Raw genomic sequence first — 19,477 nt, 5'->3', positions numbered from 1 at the left:
TTACTCCTTATAAGCAAATTTTGTAATCAGTAATGTTCTAAAGACGATTGTATGGAACATACGATTTTTTCTAAATCCATAATTTTTTAATACAGAAATCCGCTCAAGAAAATCATACCTCTGTAGATTGATAAATTTTTCAATGATATCCTTTTTTTCGGTTGCTATATTTAAATCAAGTAGATGCTTAGCCTGTAATTGGCTAGCTATAATAAGTTCCCAGTACTTGCTGAATAATAAGTGCGGACGCATCCATTTATACAATCGCTTAGACCATGTCCTTGCACCAAGAACATTATTGTCATGTTGACGGTAAAGCTCTGTCGGCTGGTCGATATAAACCAACTTGCCAAGAGCTGTCGCTAATAAAGCCAAATACCAATCATGCATTAACAAATTCTCTGTTACCGTCCAATATTCTGCAAGCGCATGGTTGATCATCGCTGTCCCACCAGTCACCGTATTTTCCGTTAACTCTTGAAGCAACTCTGTATTGGCATGGTGAGATTGGCTACGAATCATACTGTCATTTATGACTTCCAACTGTTGGTTGACCACTTTTAAGTCAGTATAGACCATCAGAGGATCCGTTTGTACGTGATTTTGCGCTTCTGCAAGTGTTAATTCAATTTTTTCAGGTAGCCAAATATCATCCTGATCACTGAAAAAATAATAATCTGCTTCTCTATGTTTGACCAACATAAAAAAAGATTTAATAACACCGACGTTTTCCGTCTCAGCTGAATTGATAAAAGTAATCCGTGAATCCGTATCCGCATACTGCTTAATAATTTGACGTGTACCATCAGTTGAACCGTCATCACGGATAAAAAGATTCCACTCCGTAAACGTCTGCGCCTGAATACTTTCAATTTGTTCTGCCAAAAAACGCTCACCATTGTAAGTAGCCATCAGAATATTAACTTTCATTCAAAAACAACTCCTCGTACTCTCCTACAATTTTGTCCCAACTGTAATGGTTTGCCATTCGTTTTTTAGCAATATTTCCCAATTCTGCAAAATTTCTTTCTTGATCAACTTGATTAATTAGCTCTGATAGATTTCCAATATTTTTCGACCAGTAATATGCTGTGTTTTCAGCAACTGAGCGGTTAAAATCAACATCTAATATCAAATTAAGATCCGTATGTGCCAATGCTTCGAGGAGACCTGGATTTGTCCCTCCAACCTCATGTCCGTGAATATAAGCATGAGCATGAGCACGTACGTAAGTCAAAAGGTCCCTATCATAGACAGTGCCTACAAATTTAATACGAGAATCGTTAGCAAAACCAGTTACTTTGCGCAAAGTTTCAAAATAAGCATTTCCTTCATGATTGCAAATAATCAAAAGATCTCGATTGGTATCAGATTTCATGAATTCTCGAATAGCTGTTTCATAATTATTTTCAGGAACAAAACGGCCAACAATAAGATAGTACTCTTTTTCTTTGCTCTGCCATTTTCCAAAAAAACCACGAACTGAAGGACTTTTTTCGGTCAATCCAGAAGCTGTTAACTCTGTTCCATATGCAATAAAACGTGTTTTTGACCAAGGATAAGAGGCTTTAATATAATCCTCAATCCCTTCATTATCAGAAATGACAAGGTCCGCACTCTTTGTCATCATCTTTTCCGCAAATTTTAGATAGGATTGAACTGGATGAGACCACTTACTACGTTTCCACTCTAAGCCATCTGGATTAATCAAAAATTTCCCGCCTAGACGTTTAATTTTTCGAGCCAAAGGTGACATAAAGGCACCAATAGTGTTACCAAGCACATAAAAGATAGGATTCTCAATATTTTCTTTTTGAATCATTCTCAAAGCATACCTTATAGCTTGAATATCATAAGCAATAACTCTTGCTGGACCAAGCTTCGGAGGATTTATAGTAAAGCAATCTGCACCAAACACATCAAAGTGAATCCCTTGCTTTTGATCACTTAGGCAAGCAACATGGTACTTAATTTTAGCACTCTTCTGATGTTTTACCAGTTCTTCAACAAACGTTTCAAAACCACCGTATTGAGCCGGTAAGCCACGGCTCCCTATAATAAAAACGTGTTGCATATTAAGCCTTTCACTTTCATGGTAATCTTATTAATTATAGCACATTCTAGAAAATTCTGCTATTAACGACCCATATTTAGCCACGCATCAAAAAAAGAGGGACGATGCCCCCTTTTTTATCTCTTGGTTTGTTTAAAAAATTCTTTTAATGCATCTTGCCATGTTGGAATAACAAAGCCAGTTGATTTTGCCTTGTCTAAATTCATCGTTGAGTTAAGTGGACGCTTAGCTTTAGCTGGAAAGGCTGATGAATCAACAGGTACAACTTCCACATCGGTATCTTTTAGAATTTCCACCGCAAAATCATACCATGTAGTATCTTCTTTGGCATCATTTGACAAGTGATAATATCCAAATTCTTTTTGATTTTCTGCTAAGTAGCACATAAATTCTGCAAGTGTACGTGTCCATGTCGGACGGCCGTGTTGATCATTAACAACCGTTAAACGAGAGTGTTGCTTTGCCAAATTTTGCATAGTAAAGACAAAGTTTTTACCGTAATTTCCAAATACCCAAGCCGTTCGAATAATATAAAACTTATCAGCATATTTTTCAACCGCTTCTTCTCCTAAGCGTTTAGTGCGCCCATATTCTGTCTTAGGATCTGTTTTATCGGTCTCTAACCATTCTTGACCAACTGGTTTTTCACCATCAAAAACATAATCTGTTGAAATATAAACTAACGTTGCATCATATTTAGCAGCTGCTTTAGCAACATTTTCTGTACCAATCACATTGATCGCATGGTTTAATTCTTTTCCTTCATCTTCTGCTGCGTCAACCGCTGTATAGGCAGCACAGTGGTAGACTAAAGTTGGTTTCACTTGCCTAAAGACCTCATCGACTTTTTCAGCGTTTGTGATATCCATTTCAGCAACATCAACTGCAACATATTCTTCATTTCTTTCATCAAGCAAATAGCGGAGCTCTGTCCCAAGCTGTCCATTAGCACCCGTTACTAAAATCATATGATTCTCCTTAGATTGTATTTTCTCTATTGTACCAAAAAAAGGGTGATAAAGCACCCTTTTAATTTTCATGAATCATTCCCGTAGTTGCTAATGTCAATGAGTGATTTCAGGATAGAAAAGTCAATTTTTTGAAAATACAATCAAATAACCCATATTATGCGCGATCCAACTGTCCTTACACCAACAATTTCAATTACCTTTATATCTGAAAACGCCAAAACTTTGTGGCGATAATGTTGAAAAATGGATGTTCTTCTATAAGTTGATAAGTTAAAACGTTAATATCATGTGGCGATTTTTATTTTTATAGTCTTCCAATCGCTTGATAGGACCGGGAGGAAGAACAACGGGAAAGATTCTTCATATTAACGTATTCCGAGAGCAATCCGTGCATAACGACTTAGACGATCAACTGTCCAGGCTGGGTACCATACTAATTTAACATCCACTTTAGTGACTTCTGGAACTGACTTCATGGCATCATGAATTTGATCCGTGATTAAATCAGCCAAGGGGCACCCCATCGTCGTCAAAGTCATATCAATCTCAGCAGAACCATCTTGTTCAAAACGGATTTCATAAATTAAACCGAGATTAACAATATCAATGCCAAGCTCCGGATCGATAACTTCTTCTAACCCTTGAAGAATATTATCTTTAATGGCTAGAATCTCTTCATCGGTATATTTTTTATCTGACATATTATTCTTTCTAGTTGATAAATTGCTATCAACAATTACTAATCAGCTACAAAAATGATTAACTGTAAAACATCATTTTGTCTGAATGGTTAGCTGTTACTCATCCATAAAGTCCTTCAATTGTTTACTACGACTTGGATGGCGTAATTTGCGGAGCGCTTTAGCTTCAATTTGACGAATACGTTCACGAGTAACATTAAAGACTTTACCAACATCTTCAAGTGTACGCATTTTACCATCATCAAGACCGAAACGAAGACGAAGTACATTTTCTTCACGGTCTGTAAGAGTGTCTAAAACTTCATCTAGCTGCTCACGTAAAACAACGCGCGTCGTATAATCAACTGGATTTTCAATCACTTCATCTTCGATAAAATCACCTAAATGACTATCATCTTCTTCACCAATGGGTGTTTCTAACGATACCGGTTCTTGAGCAATTTTTAGAATTTCACGTACCTTATCCGGCGTCATATCCATACGTTTTGCAATTTGCTCTGGCGTCGGATCCTGACCTAATTCTTGTAAAAGATTACGTTGCTCACGGACTAATTTATTAATCGTTTCAACCATGTGAACAGGTATACGAATTGTTCTAGCTTGGTCCGCGATTGCACGTGTGATAGCCTGACGGATCCACCAAGTGGCATAAGTTGAAAATTTGAAGCCTTTTTCATAGTCAAACTTATCAACAGCTTTCATTAACCCCATATTTCCCTCTTGAATAAGATCGAGGAATTGCATCCCACGCCCAACATAACGTTTTGCAATAGAGACAACCAAACGCAGATTGGCTTCTGCCAAACGTTGCTTAGCTTGTAGATCACCAGCAGCAACTGCAACAGCCAGTTCTTTTTCTTCATCATTTGTCAATAATGGAACTGTCCCAATTTCTTTAAGATACATACGAACTGGATCGTTGACTTTAGCCGAATTTGATCCTAGTAACTCCTCATCTGTCAATTCTTCAGGCCGAATCTCTTCAACCACATATTTTGTTGATGGATTACCCTCTTTGTCTGTAATCGCAATTCCACCATCTGTTAAACGCTCTAATAAGTCATCAATTTGATCTGCATCAAGAACAAAAGGAATGACTAGTTTTTCAGTCACTTCTTCATCAATAGCTGTTCCATTTTTTTTATGATTACGAATGAAATCTGCTACTTGAACATTAAATGTAGTGTTTGTTTTTTTAGTTGCCATATATTTTATTCCAACTTTCTTTTTTGGGAAATGAGGGCTTGCAATTCCTCAACAGCTCGGTCAATATCTCCATGATTACTGGATTCACGAATGGATTTAGCCGTGTGGCGAAATTTCTGCTCTTCTAAAAGTCGATAAATCCTTTCTTCTATTTGTACAATTTCTCCTTCAGCAACTTCAGGAGGCAATATTTCCTCAAGAACCTGATAATAGGCCCGGTTTTCTTCTTCCGATAATAAACTTAAATCTAGGGCACTAATCTCACCAGATTTCTTCAAAAGCAAATAAAGTGATTGAAGTTCTGGAATTTTAAATGAAAAATCTGAACGATTTTTAAACTCATTAAGTAGATAAGGATGGTGTAAAATCCTGTGAAACAGTTGATTTTCTGCTTTGTGAAGAGCTGTGAGTGCCTTACTTAAAGGAAGGTTTTTTATGACTTGCCGTTCTTGGTAAGTTTTCTCTTGGCGTTCTTTGCGGTCAATCAATCGATGATTGTTAACAGCTTGTTCAACCTGCATATAATCAAAGTCAGGTAATAAATCCGCCACCAAATTAATATAGGTATTTTGCGCTGTAAGGGACGGCACTTGAGCAATCAATTCAGAAATCTTCTCAACATAAGCAATTTGCGCTTGAAGGTTATCAGTATTCACAGGTTTTAGATAATAAATCCAAAACTCTGTAGATGATAGCCGTGATTGCGTTAAAAGCTTTGCTAGTGCTTCTTCAGAATGTCTTTGTAAAAACTCATCAGGATCCAATTGATTTGGCATACGGACAATTTCAACAGTCATCTCCCTCAAAATTTCTAGAGATTTCGCAATAGCATTTTGTCCAGCTGAATCACCATCATAAGTCAGTATAACCTTTTTAGTATACTGTTTTAGATGACGAACATGTTCAGGTGTCAGAGCAGTTCCCATAGAAGCCACCGCATTGGTTATACCTGAGCGGTAAGCTGCAATAACATCCATAAAACCTTCCATCAGATAGATTTCATGCGTTTTTTTAGCCACCGCTTTTGCTCTATCCATATGATATAATTCGTAAGATTTATTAAAAACTGGGGTTGTACGCGTATTTTTATATTTCGCTTGCCCTTTTTCTTTGTCCTCTTCTGTCCAAATACGCCCCGAAAAACCTAAAATATGTCCACCATCATCAGTTAATGGAAACATAATACGATTTTGGAACGCATCAAAAATACGATTGTTTTCTGAAAGATTGAACAAACCTGCTTGCATCAAAGTGTCTTCATCATATTTTTTTGACATTGCTTGGTACAGATAGTCAGGTTCACTTGGAGAAAGTCCGATATTAAAATATGAAATGATTTCATCTGTCAGACCACGACTATAAAGGTAATTTTTAGCTTCTTGTCCTTGCGTTGTTGTCATCAGAACTGCATGGTAAAACTTACTTGCATCTTGGTTAAGCAAAAAAATTTTCTGATGGGGATGTACCTGCGTTCGTTTAACTTGTGGCTCTTGAACAGCAATGCTAATACCAGCTCGTTCAGCCAAAATCTGAACACTTTCCATAAAGGTAATTTGACGATACTCTTCAAGAAACTTAAAGACATCTCCTGATTTTCCACAACCAAAACAGTGATAAAATTGTTTATCTTCAATAACATTAAAGGAAGGAGTTTTTTCATTATGGAATGGGCAAAGTCCCAAAAAATTCCTGCCGGCTTTTGTAAGCGAAACAACTTCACCAATGATATCGACAATATTAATAGCATTTTTGATGTCAGCAATCTGATCTTTACTAATCGCCAAATCATCACCTCCACACAAAAAGCCCATTTTAGATTTATGTTTTATTATAACATGTTAAGAAAATAGTGTAAATGAAAAAAATCAGTCATTTCATTTGCCTTTCCATTTGATATTCGTTATACTTATACAGTAATAAATTTAAAGGGGATTTTTAATTATATGATTAAAGATTTGAAAAACTTCTTGTTCCGTGGGAACATTCTTGATCTTGCTGTCGCTGTCATCATCGGTGGCGCTTTCGGTGCAATCATCACATCATTTGTCAGTGACATCATTACACCACTTATTTTGAACCCAGCTTTAAAAGCAGCAAATGTTGAAAATATTGCACAACTGACTTGGAATGGTGTTAAATATGGTAGCTTCTTAAGTGCTATTATCAACTTCCTTATCGTTGGTACTTCTCTCTTCTTTGTTGTAAAAGCTGCTGAAAAAGCAACTGCTCTTACTAAAAAAGCTGAAGAGGAAGCCGCTGAAGCAGCTGGACCAACTCAAGAAGAACTTCTTGCAGAAATCCGTGATCTTCTAAAAAAATAAAATTACCAAAAAGCACTTCAATAAGAGGTGCTTTTCCTATATCAATAACAGTAGATAAATGAGTCTGGGACAAACCAGAACGATGCTGATCCCACTCTAGTTCCTCACTACTAATCTTAGTCTGTTTAATATTAACTCAATCGTTCTTCTGTCACATAATCAATTGGCAACATTTCTAAAAAGGCTTCAATTTGTTTTTCCCAATAATACCAATCATGTGTACCATGAGCTTTACGATAATCAATTGCTATCCCCATTTCTTTAAGGTCAGCGATAGCTTTTTCATTAGTTGCAAAAAGAAAATCTTCTTGTCCACACCAAGCATAGAGGTTTGTTTTTCCATCAAAATCCTTTGCATGATAAGACAAGGTGTGCTTAGAAAGATTTTCAGCTGTGAGTGGTCCAAAAATACCTGTCCAATAGGGAATTTCATTTTCTGTTGTATGCTCTAATATCTTCTCATCAGTAAATAAGGCTCCAGAAAATGAACCGGCCCAACTGAATTGGTTACTCGTTAAAGCAATTTTAAAAGCTCCATAGCCACCCATAGAAAGACCTGCAATAAAGGTTTTATCACGTTTAGTTGTCATATTAGGCAAAAAGTCACGCATCACCTTAGGTAATTCTACTGCAATGGCATCATAGTAATTGACTCCACTAGCTGTATTGGTATACCAACCGTTATCACTATTTGGCATGATAATAATTAAATTTGTGTGCCTTACTAACCGCTGAAGATTTGTGTGATTATTCCAAGAATTTTCATTACCATTCATTCCATGAAGCAAATAAAGAACCGGAATCTCTTTACGATTGCCAATTCCCAAATCAGGATAAATGACATTAACCTGACGACGTTGTTTAAGAACTTCTGAATTGTATTCAATTTGTAAAAATGCCATATACACCCTCTCCCATCCATTTTTCCATTATATCACAAGAAATTTGCAACTCCAAAATTTGCTATACCTATACCTATATATAGGTATATATAATATGAAGAAATCCCACCTCAACTGAGGTAGGATTGATTTTCAAATCAACGAACTTCCATAATAACTGGTAGAACCGCTGGGCGGCATTTTGTTTGATCAAAAAGGAATTTGCTTAACTCATCTCGTACAACTGATTTTAGCTCTGACCAATCAAAACCATCTTTAGCAAAATAATTTTCAACCGTTGTATTAACTAGATCAGCAGATTCGCGCATGATATCACGGCTCTTCTTGACGTAAACAAAACCACGTGTGTGGACTTTTGCTTTTGAAATAATCTTCTTTTGACGTCTATTGACGGTCAAAGCAACGATGAAAATACCATCTTCTGACAAAATTTTACGGTCACGAAGAACAATATTACCAACATCACCCATAGCATTTCCATCAATCATGACATCACTAGCTGGAATACCACCTTCATGAAGGAAACCTTGGTCAGACAGGTGCATCACATCTCCGCGCTTCACGATATAAATATTTTCTGGCAATATTCCAATTTCTTCAGCAAGATTTGCATGGGCTGCTAAATCACGGTATTCCCCTTGAATTGGGAAAAGGTATTTAGGTTTCATAAGATTCAACATCAACTGTAAATCACGCCCGTTAGCGTGTCCAGACACGCGCAGATTTTGTGTAATCATCTTAACAGAACCACCAGCCTTGTAAATCATATTGTTGACACGAGCTACGACTGCTTCCTTAGCAATGCTTGGCGTAGTAACAATATAAACTAAATCACCATCTTTAATCTGAACATAGCGATGACGTCCAATTGCCATTTTTTGCAAACCATTGATCGGCTCTCCCATTCGACCAGCTTCAAGAATAATTAATTCATGATCTTCATATTTGTCCATATCTTTTGCTTTGATAATCAATCGATCGTTAAAGACCGATAGTTTATTAAGTTTAATAGCTGTGCGGACAATATTTTCAACGTCAAAACCTGTCAGAACCACACGGCGACCAAAGCGTGCTGCTGCATCAAATACCTGCTGAATACGAACAAGGTTTGAAGCTACAGCAGCGACAATCACGCGCCCGTGCGCTTCTTCAATAACATTGTTCATCTCGACACCAACTTCTGCTTCACTGGCAATTTGAACATTACTCGTCGCATTAGCTGAATCTGATAAGAGGGCAAGAACGCCTTCACGGCCAATTTCAGCTAAACGCCCTAAATCTGTTTCATAGAAGCGACTGGCTGCTTGGTCAAACTTAAAGTCACCAGTATAGACAATATTGCCTTTCTCCGTTCCGATTACAACTCCCAAACTTTCTGGAATAGAGTGAGTTGTTTTGAAAAAAGAAATTGTCGCTTCTTTAAAATCAATCTCAGTAGCACTATCAACAACGTGAAAATTGTTAAATTTCTTAGTGCTATTATTTTTTTTAACCATCAATTTGGCTAATTCAATCGTTAATTCTGAACCAAATACAGGCACCTTAACTTCTTGTAAAAGATATGGCAAAGCTCCAATGGCGTCAGCATGTCCATGGGTCAAAAAAACACCTTGAACACGATCTTTATTTTCAGCCAAATACTCTAAGTTGGGAATAACAACATCTACCCCCAGTTGTTCATTTTCAGGATATTTTAATCCCGCATCTAAAATGAAAATAGCTTCATTAACTTCCACTAAGTAAAAATTCTTACCATTTTCACGCACGCCACCTAAGGCAATGATTTTTATATCACTCATTTTTGAAAATCCTTGGGTCAAGACTTTACTTATCTTAACCCCAGCCTAGATAAACTGACTAGGCACTCCTTTCTTATGTCTTATCTATTGAGAAAATCATAAAACTTTTCTCTAATTATAAATTATTACAAACGTTCCTTACGTCCTTCATACAAGTATTTGCTAAGGTTGGTAAGTCGAATTACAGTCCCTTGTATTATACCATATTTGAAAATATTTTTCTGAAAAGACAATTAAAAAGTCTGCACGAGGCAGAGCTTTTCATTCAAAAATTTGATAATAATCACTGATGGTCATCTGAGCTTTTTCTGCTGTAGATACGTCTTTTACAATTTTACCATTTTTCATGACTAGAACACGATTACCATAGGTAAGAGCATCTTCCATACGATGCGTAATCATCAGTGCTGTCAGATGGTCTTCTTTAACAAAATGATCCGTTAAAGTCATCAATGAAGTTGAGGTTTTAGGGTCAAGAGCGGCGGTATGTTCATCCAATAGTAAGAGCTTTGGACGTTTTAGCGTTGCCATTAAAAGGCTTAGCGCCTGCCTTTGCCCACCAGATAAAAGACCAGCTGGTGTCATTAAATGGCGTTCTAATCCATTTTCAGTTTTTGCTAAAAGTGTCAAAAACTCATCTGAAAATTCCTGAAGTTTTCTTGGTAAAAGTCGGCGCTTTTCTCCACGATACTTAGCAATAAGTAAATTCTCAGCAACCGTCATACGAGGAGCAGTTCCCATCTTTGGGTCTTGAAAGACACGAGACAAATAATTAGCACGTTTTTCAGCTGGTAGATGCGTCACATCTTCCCCCATGATAAAAATGTTACCGCTAGTCAACATGAGTGTCCCTGCAATGACATTGAAAAGCGTAGATTTTCCTGCACCGTTACCACCTAGAATGGTTAAAAAATCATGCTCATAAATAGTCAAATTAACATCGTCTAAAATGACCTTGACCTCATCAAAACCGTTGTTAACACGGACTGTGGCATTTTTTAATTCTACAATTTTGGTCATCTTGATAGGGTCACTCCTTTCAATACTTTTTCTTTTACTGTTGGGAAAACAAGGCAGAGGGCAAGAACAATAGCACTATATATTTTAAGATAATTACTATTAAAGCCTAGAGCAAGAATAGTCGTAATTAAAGCCCAGTAAAGAATACTGCCAACGACTATAGCAATCAAGCGCTCTAGTAGGGTTAAATTGCTATAAAGAACTTCACCAATAATAATACTGGCCAGACCAACAACGATAATCCCAATACCTTTTTGCACATCTGCATATCCATCTTGTTGAGCAATAAGAGCACCTGCAAGAGCAATAATTCCATTGGAAACAACCAAGCCCATTACTTCCATACGGTCAGTATTGATACCAAAGCTCTTGGCCATATCTCTATTATCTCCCGTAGCAATATAAGCCTGCCCCAACTGTGTATGTAAGAAGAAAATTAAAGAAGCAATCACTATCGTAACTGAAATCAGCCCTAGCAATAAAACATTGACATCCTTACTAAAGGGTAAGAAATCAATTAAAGTTTTTCGTCCAAGAAGACCTAAATTAGCCCTTCCCATAATCATAAGCATAATTGAGTTAGCTGATGTCATGACTAAAATCCCTGCTAAAATAGTTGGAATTTTCCCCTTTGTATACAGAAGTCCAGTCACCAATCCTGCCAAACAACCTGCTAACATTCCTAATAAAGTTGCAAAAAGTGGATTGATATGATGATTGATTAAAGTGACTGCTACTGCCGCTCCTAATGGAAAAGAGCCCTCTGTCGTCATATCTGGAAAATTTAAAATTCTAAAGGTGAGGTAAATTCCTAACCCTAAAATACCATACAGGAATCCCTGTGACACTGCTGAAATAATCATGTTTCTATCCTTATATTGTTCTATCTATTCTTGTATTTTGACGACATCTGCTTCTTCTAATATCTCTTTTGGAAGTGTGATGCCAAGAAGCTCTGCTGCTTTAGGGTTAACAAGCGGTTTACCAGTATCAATAATAGCTACAGGAACATTTTTCACTTCTTGCCCTGCTAAGAGTTTAGCAGCAATCTTGGCCGTCTCTCGTCCTAATTCGTACTGACTTTGAGAAATCGCTGCCAGACTTCCTTGAGCTACCATGGTGTCAACACTTGAGTACACTGGCAACTTAGCTTCATTGGCTACTCCGATAACGGTTGGAAAAGCTGATGCGATGGTATTGTCTTGAGGGACAAAAATGGCATCTACCTTATCAACAACGATTCCCATTGTAGCTGTAATGTCATTACTTGAAGGAACGGCAAACTCAATAATTTCAAACCCTTGCTCTTGTGCTGATTTACGGAACTCTTTTACTTGTGAAATGGAGTTATCTTCACTGCTTGCGTAGAGTACACCAATTTTCTTGACATTAGGAGTAAGTTTACCAATCAAATCCACTGTTTGTTTGACAGGAACGATATTTGATGTTCCGGTAACATTTCCTTCAGGTTTTTGTAAATCAGTAACTAATTTTGCACCAACAGGATCTGATATAGCTCCCATAACGACTGGAATATCTGTTGTTGCATTTGCTAAACCTTGTGCTGCTGGGGTGGCAATTCCAATGACTAAATCATTAGATTTAACTAGCTGATCTGACATGGTTTTGATTTTGCTCTGATCAGCTTCCGCATTCAGTTGTGTTAATTGAACCGTTGTTCTATCGTAACCTGCATCAGCTAAACCATCAACGATTCCTTGATTAATAGCATCAAGGGCTTCATGGGTAACAAACTGTAAGATTCCGATTTTAACAACCTGATTTTCAGAAGATTTTGGCGCTCTGCCATTTTCTCTAGCAAAAATCGCGAACAAAGTTAAGAGTGTAATAGCAGTAAGTGTGGCAATAAGTCCTTTGTGTTTCATAAGTTTTCCTTCTTTTATAACTATCGAATTAGAAGCCTGTTATTAACAACAGCAAAATAGCTTCTTACATTTTCTAATCTAGCATTAAGTCTCTAATAAATGATTGATAGACTATTTATTTTCCAAATAATCAGCAATAGATGCAACATCTTTGTCTCCACGACCTGAAAGATTGACGATAATAATCTGGTCTTTAGACATATACGGTGCTCTTTTGATTGCTTCAGCTAAAGCATGTGAACTTTCAATTGCTGGAATTATTCCTTCCATTTTTGAAAGTAAGAGTAATGCTTGGACAGCCTCATCATCTGTTGCAGAAACATATTCAACGCGGCCATTTTCCTTTAAGAAAGCATGTTCTGGACCTACTCCTGGATAATCTAGTCCCGCTGAAATTGAATAAACAGGGGCTACCGATCCATCTTTTTCAAAAAGTGCAAAAGTCTTCATGCCATCGATGATACCAACACTTCCCTTGGTCATGGTTGCAGCGTGTTTCTCTGTATCAACACCATGTCCAGCCGCTTCAACACCGATCAAAGTCACTGAATTATCTGTTATATATTCCGAAAAAGCGCCAATAGCATTAGATCCACCACCAACACAGGCAATGACGGCATCTGGAAGACGGCCTTCTTTGTCCAAAATCTGTTGACGGGATTCTTCAGAAATGATTTTTTGGAATTCATGCACGATACTTGGGTAAGGGTGCGGTCCAACAGCAGAACCAAGTACATAGAAGGCGTCCAAATCAGCCATCCATGCCGCAAAAGCAGCGTCTACTGCTTCTTTTAGAGTAGCGGTACCAGCTTCAACCGCGTGTACTCTAGCTCCCATCATTTCCATACGGAAAACGTTGAGGCGTTGGCGTTTTACATCTTCAGCACCCATGTAGACATCACAGGCCATGCCGAATTTGGCTGCTGCTGCCGCTGTAGCCACACCGTGTTGACCTGCACCTGTCTCAGCAATCACACGGGTCTTGCCCATCCGTTTTGCCAGAAGAATTTGTCCCAAGACATTATTTAATTTATGGGAGCCCAGATGATTTAAATCTTCACGCTTTAAGTAAATTTTGGCTCCTCCAAGATAGTTTGTTAAACTCTCTGCAAAATAGAGTGGAGTTTCACGCCCTGCATAATCTGTCAAATAATAGTGATATTCTTTTAAAAATTCATCGTCTTTACGGTATTTTTCAAAAATATCTTCTAACTCATTTAGTAATGTTTGGATTTCTTTTGGAACAAATGAACCACCAAAATCACCATAAAATCCTTTTTGTGTCATATCATTTCCTACTTTCTGTTTTGAAAACTAGGCTATTGAACAATAATTTGTCTTGGAGGTATGCAAAAAAGCGCCTAGTTTCCTATGACGCTTTTCTTTTTGAAATCTAAGACAAGCGGCACAGATACTTTTTTGAAGTACTCCAAAAAGTCGTATCTATGCCAAAACATAAACACAACTCTATAGACGCCAGCTTTGCCAGTTTGTAGATGTGAATGATTTCATGTCAAAGACTCCTCTCGTTTAATTTCCTTAATTATAACTTAAATTTTAAAAATTGCAAGACTTTTTATAAAATTTTCTAAATTTTTTAACAGATTTTTTAGTGGCATATTGTCAATTCCTATCAATTATCTCTTTATCACCTTTATCCTCTCAGTTCCTCTCGCACTTCTTTTCTGAGTGTTTCTAAATTAGAAATTCCATACTTGTCCATAACTTTTGGCAAGTCTGTGATGATATTTGGACAGGCATAGGGGTCAGTAAAGTTGGCCGTCCCTACTCCGATTGCTGAGGCACCAGCAATCATCATTTCGAGAGCTGCTTCTGCAGAGTCCACACCACCCATACCAATAATTGGTAAATCTGTCATCTGTGCCACTTGACGAATGAGCTTTAGAGCAACTGGAAAAATAGCAGGTCCTGACATGCCACCTTGACCATTGGTTATGATTGGTTTTCTCGTTTTTAAATCATATCTCGTTCCAACCAAAGTATTAATCATAGTAAAACCCGTTGCTCCCGCAGCTTCGACTGCTTTAGCAACAGTTATAATATCAGAAACACTTGGGGTTAATTTGACATAAACTGGAACGTCAGACTGTTCAACACTAGCTTTTACTGCTGCATAGGCTAATTCTGGAACCTGACCAATTAACAAGCCATTGTTTCCGTGGTCAACATTAGGACATGAGATATTCAGTTCAATGGCCTTAACATTTGGTGCTTTAGAGATTTTTCCAGAAACATAGGCATATTCCTCATTAGAAAAGCCTGCTACATTTGCAATAATGGGTAAGTCTGGAAAGTGCTGTGCTAACCATGGTAATTTTTCAGCTAAAACGGCATCGACTCCTGGATTTTGAAGTCCAATCGCATTAAGCATACCAGACGGTGTTTCAGCAACACGGGGTGTTGGATTTCCAAAACGAGGCATTGCTGTGGTAGCTTTAATCATGATAGACCCCAATTGATTAAGGTCATAATATTTAGCGTATTCTTGACCGAAACCGAAACAACCAGAAGCTGGAATAATAGGATTTTTCAAGTCAAGACCTGGTAATGCAATCTGTAAACGTTTAGACATAGAATCCTCCTATAAAACGATTGTTCCCGTTGGAAAGATTGGACCATCTTCACAAACACGTTTATTGGCAACTTCTGATTCATTTTTCAAGTGAACCACACATGCGTAACAAGCTCCCATGCCACAAGCCATGCGTTCTTCCATTGAGATAAAGGCATGTGGATGGTTCTCAAAGCGCTTATCAACATACTTAAGCATGCCGGGTGCACCGCAGCTATAAATAGCATCTGCTATCCAATCAAAGCCATCAATAACAGTTGATACATAGCCCTTGATACCATAGCTACCATCATCTGTCGTTACGTAAACATCACCATACTGGCACAGTTTTTCTTCTAAAATAGCAGCATCTTTATTGGCAAAACCAATCACAGAAATAACTTTTACACCTTTCTCATATAATTGTTTAGCTGTTTCAACAAGTGGAGGTACACCAATTCCTCCTCCAATAAGGAGAGCTGTTTGACCATTTCCTACCACCGATAAATCAAAGCCATTTCCTTGAGGACCCATGACATCAAGTCTATCTCCTACCTTTAACTGAGAGAGAATAGCTGTACCAGCGCGCTCAACACGATAAACAATGGTCACTTGTTCTTTGTCCTTATCAATTTCAGAAATAGAAATGGGACGACGTAAGAGTTTAGACGCGTCAGGAACACGTATGTGCAAAAACTGTCCTGCTTCCATCTGTTGAACCAAATCACCTGTTAAAACCATTTCAAAAATAGATGGTGCGATTTCACGCTGACTAACAATGGTCATCACTTCTTTTAAAATCGCTTTTTTACCACAACCCAAGCCCATAATGTTCTCACTTTCTATATGCAAAAAGACCCTGTCCATAACTGAGGCAAGGTCGGCTGTTCACAAAAAGACACACTACAGTCCTAGTGCTTTTTTCCTACCTTGTCGCCTCTCTGGACGTCTTAAAGGTTTATTGACGTTTTCGGGTATTATACCTTAATTATAGGCACTTGTCAAAGCAGAATTTTAAGATAATTTTTGGTATAATATCACCTATGATAAATTGAACGATACTTCATAAAAAAGAAAGGAGACTGCATGTCTTTCGACGGTTTTTTTCTCCATCATTTGACCAATGAATTGCGAGATCAGGTTCTATACGGGCGCATTCAAAAGGTTAATCAGCCATTTGAACAAGAATTAGTCTTAACGATTCGCAATAATCGACAGAATTATAAACTGTTATTATCAGCGCATCCTGTTTTTGGACGTATTCAAACAACAACTGCAGATTTTCAAAATCCACAAAATCCCAATACCTATACCATGATTATGCGAAAATATCTTCAGGGTGCTGTCATCGAGGGTATTCAACAGATTGAAAACGATCGTATTCTTGAAATCTCAGTTTCTAACAAAAATGAGATTGGAGATGCTATCAAAGTTACTCTTGTTGTCGAAATAATGGGAAAACATTCTAACATTATCTTGATTGATAAAAACGAAAGTAAGATCATTGAATCAATCAAGCATGTTGGTTTTTCTCAAAACTCTTACCGCACTATTTTACCAGGGTCCACTTATATTGCTCCGCCAAAAACAAACGCGCTAAATCCCTTTGACATCTCTGATACTAAGCTCTTTGAAATCTTACAAACTGAGGACTTATCTCCTAAAAATCTTCAGAAGCTTTTTCAAGGACTAGGTCGCGATACAGCAAGTCAATTAGCTGCGCAGCTTAGAACGGATAAACTTAAACAGTTTCGTGCTTTCTTTTCCCAAGAAACCCAGCCTAATTTAACAGAAAAAAGCTTTGCAGCTCTGCTATTTTCCGATAGTAATCAAACCTTTGAGACACTATCAGAGCTCTTGGACTTTTTCTATGGGAAAAAGGCGGAGAGGGACAGAATTGCCCAGCAAGCGAGTGATTTGCTCCATCGTGTTCAAAATGAACTAGAAAAGAATCGTAAAAAATTAGGCAAGCAAGAGACTGAACTTTTAGCAACTGAAAATGCTGAAGAATTCCGCCAAAAAGGGGAACTTTTGACAACATATCTCAGCTTGGTACCAAACAATAAAGACTCTGTTGAGCTTGATAACTACTATACTGGTGAAAAAATCACCATTGCGCTTGATGTCGCGCTCACACCCAATCAAAATGCCCAGCGCTATTTTAAAAAATACCAAAAATTGAAAGAGGCTGTGAAACACTTAACTGGTCTCATTGAAGATACTAAACAAACCATTGAGTATTTTGAATCCGTTGATTATAATCTCTCACAGGCTAACATGGATGAGATTGAAGATATCCGTGAAGAATTGGTTCAGGCTGGTCTTATGAAACGCCGTACTACTGATAAACGCCATAAGCGCAAGAACCCTGAGCAATATCTAGCTTCTGACGGAACAACCATTATTATGGTGGGACGGAACAACCTTCAAAATGAAGAACTAACCTTTAAAATGGCTAAAAAAGGTGAACTGTGGTTCCACGCTAAAGACATTCCTGGTTCTCATGTCATTATCAAAGATAATCTTGATCCCTCTGATGAAGTTAAGACGGATGCTGCTGAGCTTGCTGCCTACTATTCTAAAGCAAGACTCTCCAATCTTGTCCAAGTAGATATGATTGAGGCCAAAAAACTCAATAAACCTACGGGGGGAAAACCTGGTTTTGTAACTTATACAGGACAAAAAACCTTACGTGTGACCCCTACCGAAGAAAAAATTCAAAGCATGAGGTTAAACTAAATGCGAATCCAACAATTACACTATATTATCAAAATCGTTGAAACTGGTTCGATGAATGAAGCTGCTAAACAGCTCTATATCACGCAACCCAGCCTCTCAAATGCTGTTCGTGACCTTGAACGTGAGATGGGAATTGATATTTTTATTCGTAATCCCAAGGGTATTACATTGACTAAAGATGGGGTGGAATTTCTCTCCTACGCCCGTCAAGTCGTGGAACAAACATCCCTTTTAGAAGAACGCTATAAAAATCCAACTGCTAATCGAGAACTCTTCTCTGTATCTTCACAGCACTACGCCTTTGTCGTTAATGCTTTTGTTTCCTTGTTAAAAGGAACTGATATGAGTCGTTATGAGCTTTTTCTTCGTGAAACCAGAACTTGGGAAATCATCGATGATGTCAAGAACTTCCGTTCTGAGATTGGGGTACTGTTCCTCAATAATTATAATCGAGATGTTCTGACTAAGTTATTCGATGACAATCGTCTTATCTCTACTCCTCTTTTTACAGCTAAACCACATATCTTTGTCTCAAAAACTCACCCTTTGGCTAAAAAAGACTTGGTTAGCATAGAAGATTTGGAAGAGTATCCTTACTTCTCCTACGACCAAGGTATTCATAATTCGTTCTACTTTGCAGAAGAAATTTTAGCTCATATTCCACACAATAAATCAATTGTTGTCTCCGACCGTGCAACCCTCTTCAACCTCCTTATAGGTTTGGATGGCTATACGATTGCAACCGGTATTCTCAACAGTAATCTTAATGGTGATAATATTGCATCAATTCCTCTTGATGTAGATGATGACATTGAACTAGTCTATATCCAACATGAAAAAGCAAATCTATCAAAAATGGGTGAGAAATTTATTGACTACCTACTAGAAGAAGTAAAATTTGACTAATCATTAGAAAATAGAAAAAGAGGTTGGGACAAAAAAATATCTCAACCTTCTTTTTTGATAGTGATAACAGATTGACGCAGTGGTTGATTGGAGGTCTGTAGGTGGATACTTCCTTCATTTTCAAGTGTCCACCTAAAATAGTCCACCGTACTATTTTAGTACCACGCAATCGTTAGCGGTCATCCTATACGAATGTGATGAATGTCGTTCATCTTATTTTCAACCTCCAAAGGTTACCCAGACATTTGGAGCTGTGTAGAGGGGAGAGTGAAACTGTCCAGTGGACAGTTTCAGCCTGAGCTTAGAAATCAGAGAGCGAAGGGAAGTCAAGACTTCGAAATCATGACTTCTTATACTCATGCTTCTTAGGCGATATTTTA

At 37.7% G+C, this 19,477-nt stretch carries 17 protein-coding genes; 3 read left to right on the top strand and 14 right to left on the bottom strand.

Annotated features, from left to right (window positions below; genetic code table 11):
• The 6 genes from ACFPQ3_RS04875 to dnaG all read right to left on the bottom strand — a co-directional run bounded on the left by ACFPQ3_RS04875 (position 1) and on the right by dnaG (position 6,763).
• Positions 1 to 930, bottom strand: a complete 930-nt coding sequence (locus ACFPQ3_RS04875; protein WP_156805469.1) for a glycosyltransferase family 2 protein — start codon at positions 928 to 930, stop codon at positions 1 to 3.
• A complete protein-coding gene (gene cps2T, locus ACFPQ3_RS04870) occupies positions 920 to 2,074 on the bottom strand; it encodes a beta 1-4 rhamnosyltransferase Cps2T (protein WP_156805470.1) in 1,155 nt (384 codons plus the stop codon). The genes ACFPQ3_RS04875 and cps2T overlap by 11 nt, the downstream gene beginning before the upstream one ends.
• A gap of 116 nt (positions 2,075 to 2,190) precedes the next feature.
• Entirely contained in the window at positions 2,191 to 3,042 is an 852-nt protein-coding gene (rfbD, locus tag ACFPQ3_RS04865; protein WP_156805471.1) for a dTDP-4-dehydrorhamnose reductase, read from the bottom strand.
• A 368-nt stretch (positions 3,043 to 3,410) separates the two neighbouring features.
• Positions 3,411 to 3,746, bottom strand: a complete 336-nt coding sequence (locus tag ACFPQ3_RS04860; protein WP_156805472.1) for a metal-sulfur cluster assembly factor — start codon at positions 3,744 to 3,746, stop codon at positions 3,411 to 3,413.
• 96 nt (positions 3,747 to 3,842) lie between these two features.
• Positions 3,843 to 4,952 (bottom strand): RNA polymerase sigma factor RpoD, encoded by a 1,110-nt coding sequence (gene rpoD / locus ACFPQ3_RS04855; protein ID WP_156805473.1) that lies wholly within the window; start codon positions 4,950 to 4,952, stop codon positions 3,843 to 3,845.
• 5 nt (positions 4,953 to 4,957) lie between these two features.
• Positions 4,958 to 6,763, bottom strand: a complete 1,806-nt coding sequence (gene dnaG, locus ACFPQ3_RS04850) for a DNA primase (RefSeq protein ID WP_156805474.1) — start codon at positions 6,761 to 6,763, stop codon at positions 4,958 to 4,960.
• A 132-nt stretch (positions 6,764 to 6,895) separates the two neighbouring features.
• Between dnaG and mscL the strand changes: the two genes are divergently transcribed.
• Positions 6,896 to 7,273, top strand: coding sequence for a large conductance mechanosensitive channel protein MscL (mscL, locus tag ACFPQ3_RS04845; RefSeq protein ID WP_156805475.1), 378 nt, complete (start codon positions 6,896 to 6,898; stop codon positions 7,271 to 7,273).
• Between the two features lie 131 nt (positions 7,274 to 7,404).
• Here mscL and ACFPQ3_RS04840 read toward each other — a convergent pair whose 3' ends face one another.
• The 8 genes from ACFPQ3_RS04840 to ACFPQ3_RS04805 form a co-directional block, all read right to left on the bottom strand.
• Positions 7,405 to 8,175 (bottom strand): alpha/beta hydrolase, encoded by a 771-nt coding sequence (locus tag ACFPQ3_RS04840; protein ID WP_156805476.1) that lies wholly within the window; start codon positions 8,173 to 8,175, stop codon positions 7,405 to 7,407.
• A gap of 137 nt (positions 8,176 to 8,312) precedes the next feature.
• The gene (locus ACFPQ3_RS04835) at positions 8,313 to 9,974 is read right to left on the bottom strand and encodes a ribonuclease J (protein ID WP_156805477.1); all 1,662 of its coding nucleotides are present in this window, start codon (positions 9,972 to 9,974) and stop codon (positions 8,313 to 8,315) included.
• A gap of 261 nt (positions 9,975 to 10,235) precedes the next feature.
• The gene (locus ACFPQ3_RS04830) at positions 10,236 to 10,994 is read right to left on the bottom strand and encodes an ABC transporter ATP-binding protein (RefSeq protein ID WP_156805478.1); all 759 of its coding nucleotides are present in this window, start codon (positions 10,992 to 10,994) and stop codon (positions 10,236 to 10,238) included.
• Complete coding sequence (locus ACFPQ3_RS04825; RefSeq protein WP_156805479.1) at positions 10,991 to 11,857, bottom strand: ABC transporter permease; 867 nt, start codon at positions 11,855 to 11,857, stop codon at positions 10,991 to 10,993. The genes ACFPQ3_RS04830 and ACFPQ3_RS04825 overlap by 4 nt, the downstream gene beginning before the upstream one ends.
• 24 nt (positions 11,858 to 11,881) lie before the next feature.
• Positions 11,882 to 12,880 carry a tryptophan ABC transporter substrate-binding protein gene (trpX, locus tag ACFPQ3_RS04820; RefSeq protein ID WP_156805480.1) on the bottom strand — a complete coding sequence of 333 codons (999 nt, stop codon included), beginning with the start codon at positions 12,878 to 12,880 and terminating at the stop codon, positions 11,882 to 11,884.
• A gap of 111 nt (positions 12,881 to 12,991) precedes the next feature.
• Positions 12,992 to 14,167, bottom strand: coding sequence for a tryptophan synthase subunit beta (gene trpB, locus ACFPQ3_RS04815; protein WP_156805481.1), 1,176 nt, complete (start codon positions 14,165 to 14,167; stop codon positions 12,992 to 12,994).
• A 367-nt stretch (positions 14,168 to 14,534) separates the two neighbouring features.
• Entirely contained in the window at positions 14,535 to 15,473 is a 939-nt protein-coding gene (locus tag ACFPQ3_RS04810; RefSeq protein WP_156805482.1) for a dihydroorotate dehydrogenase, read from the bottom strand.
• Positions 15,474 to 15,482: 9 nt separating this feature from the next.
• A complete protein-coding gene (locus ACFPQ3_RS04805; protein ID WP_156805483.1) occupies positions 15,483 to 16,280 on the bottom strand; it encodes a dihydroorotate dehydrogenase electron transfer subunit in 798 nt (265 codons plus the stop codon).
• A gap of 258 nt (positions 16,281 to 16,538) precedes the next feature.
• On the opposite strand from ACFPQ3_RS04805, the gene ACFPQ3_RS04800 reads away from it, so the two are divergent.
• Together ACFPQ3_RS04800 and ACFPQ3_RS04795 are read left to right on the top strand one after the other, a co-directional pair.
• Positions 16,539 to 18,191 carry an Rqc2 family fibronectin-binding protein gene (locus ACFPQ3_RS04800; RefSeq protein ID WP_156805484.1) on the top strand — a complete coding sequence of 551 codons (1,653 nt, stop codon included), beginning with the start codon at positions 16,539 to 16,541 and terminating at the stop codon, positions 18,189 to 18,191.
• Complete coding sequence (locus ACFPQ3_RS04795) at positions 18,192 to 19,097, top strand: LysR family transcriptional regulator (RefSeq protein WP_156805485.1); 906 nt, start codon at positions 18,192 to 18,194, stop codon at positions 19,095 to 19,097.
• Positions 19,098 to 19,477 lie beyond the last annotated feature (380 nt).

Source organism: Streptococcus caledonicus (assembly GCF_042656225.1).
Lineage (GTDB): Bacteria > Bacillota > Bacilli > Lactobacillales > Streptococcaceae > Streptococcus > Streptococcus caledonicus.
Note: the sequence above shows the minus strand (reverse complement) of the source record. Positions and strands in the feature narration are given on the sequence as shown.

Excerpts from the sequence above, each read along its gene's own strand:
- rfbD (WP_156805471.1), bottom strand. The coding sequence starts at position 3,042 with ATGATTTTAGTAACGGGTGCTAATGGACAGCTTGGGACAGAGCTCCGC.
- trpB (WP_156805481.1), bottom strand. The coding sequence starts at position 14,167 with ATGACACAAAAAGGATTTTATGGTGATTTTGGTGGTTCATTTGTTCCA.
- ACFPQ3_RS04840 (WP_156805476.1), bottom strand. The coding sequence starts at position 8,175 with ATGGCATTTTTACAAATTGAATACAATTCAGAAGTTCTTAAACAACGT.
- ACFPQ3_RS04810 (WP_156805482.1), bottom strand. The coding sequence starts at position 15,473 with ATGTCTAAACGTTTACAGATTGCATTACCAGGTCTTGACTTGAAAAAT.
- ACFPQ3_RS04805 (WP_156805483.1), bottom strand. The coding sequence starts at position 16,280 with ATGGGCTTGGGTTGTGGTAAAAAAGCGATTTTAAAAGAAGTGATGACC.
- ACFPQ3_RS04830 (WP_156805478.1), bottom strand. The coding sequence starts at position 10,994 with ATGACCAAAATTGTAGAATTAAAAAATGCCACAGTCCGTGTTAACAAC.
- ACFPQ3_RS04860 (WP_156805472.1), bottom strand. The coding sequence starts at position 3,746 with ATGTCAGATAAAAAATATACCGATGAAGAGATTCTAGCCATTAAAGAT.
- ACFPQ3_RS04795 (WP_156805485.1), top strand. The coding sequence starts at position 18,192 with ATGCGAATCCAACAATTACACTATATTATCAAAATCGTTGAAACTGGT.
- cps2T (WP_156805470.1), bottom strand. The coding sequence starts at position 2,074 with ATGCAACACGTTTTTATTATAGGGAGCCGTGGCTTACCGGCTCAATAC.
- rpoD (WP_156805473.1), bottom strand. The coding sequence starts at position 4,952 with ATGGCAACTAAAAAAACAAACACTACATTTAATGTTCAAGTAGCAGAT.
- dnaG (WP_156805474.1), bottom strand. The coding sequence starts at position 6,763 with ATGGGCTTTTTGTGTGGAGGTGATGATTTGGCGATTAGTAAAGATCAG.
- ACFPQ3_RS04875 (WP_156805469.1), bottom strand. The coding sequence starts at position 930 with ATGAAAGTTAATATTCTGATGGCTACTTACAATGGTGAGCGTTTTTTG.
- ACFPQ3_RS04800 (WP_156805484.1), top strand. The coding sequence starts at position 16,539 with ATGTCTTTCGACGGTTTTTTTCTCCATCATTTGACCAATGAATTGCGA.
- mscL (WP_156805475.1), top strand. The coding sequence starts at position 6,896 with ATGATTAAAGATTTGAAAAACTTCTTGTTCCGTGGGAACATTCTTGAT.
- trpX (WP_156805480.1), bottom strand. The coding sequence starts at position 12,880 with ATGAAACACAAAGGACTTATTGCCACACTTACTGCTATTACACTCTTA.
- ACFPQ3_RS04835 (WP_156805477.1), bottom strand. The coding sequence starts at position 9,974 with ATGAGTGATATAAAAATCATTGCCTTAGGTGGCGTGCGTGAAAATGGT.
- ACFPQ3_RS04825 (WP_156805479.1), bottom strand. The coding sequence starts at position 11,857 with ATGATTATTTCAGCAGTGTCACAGGGATTCCTGTATGGTATTTTAGGG.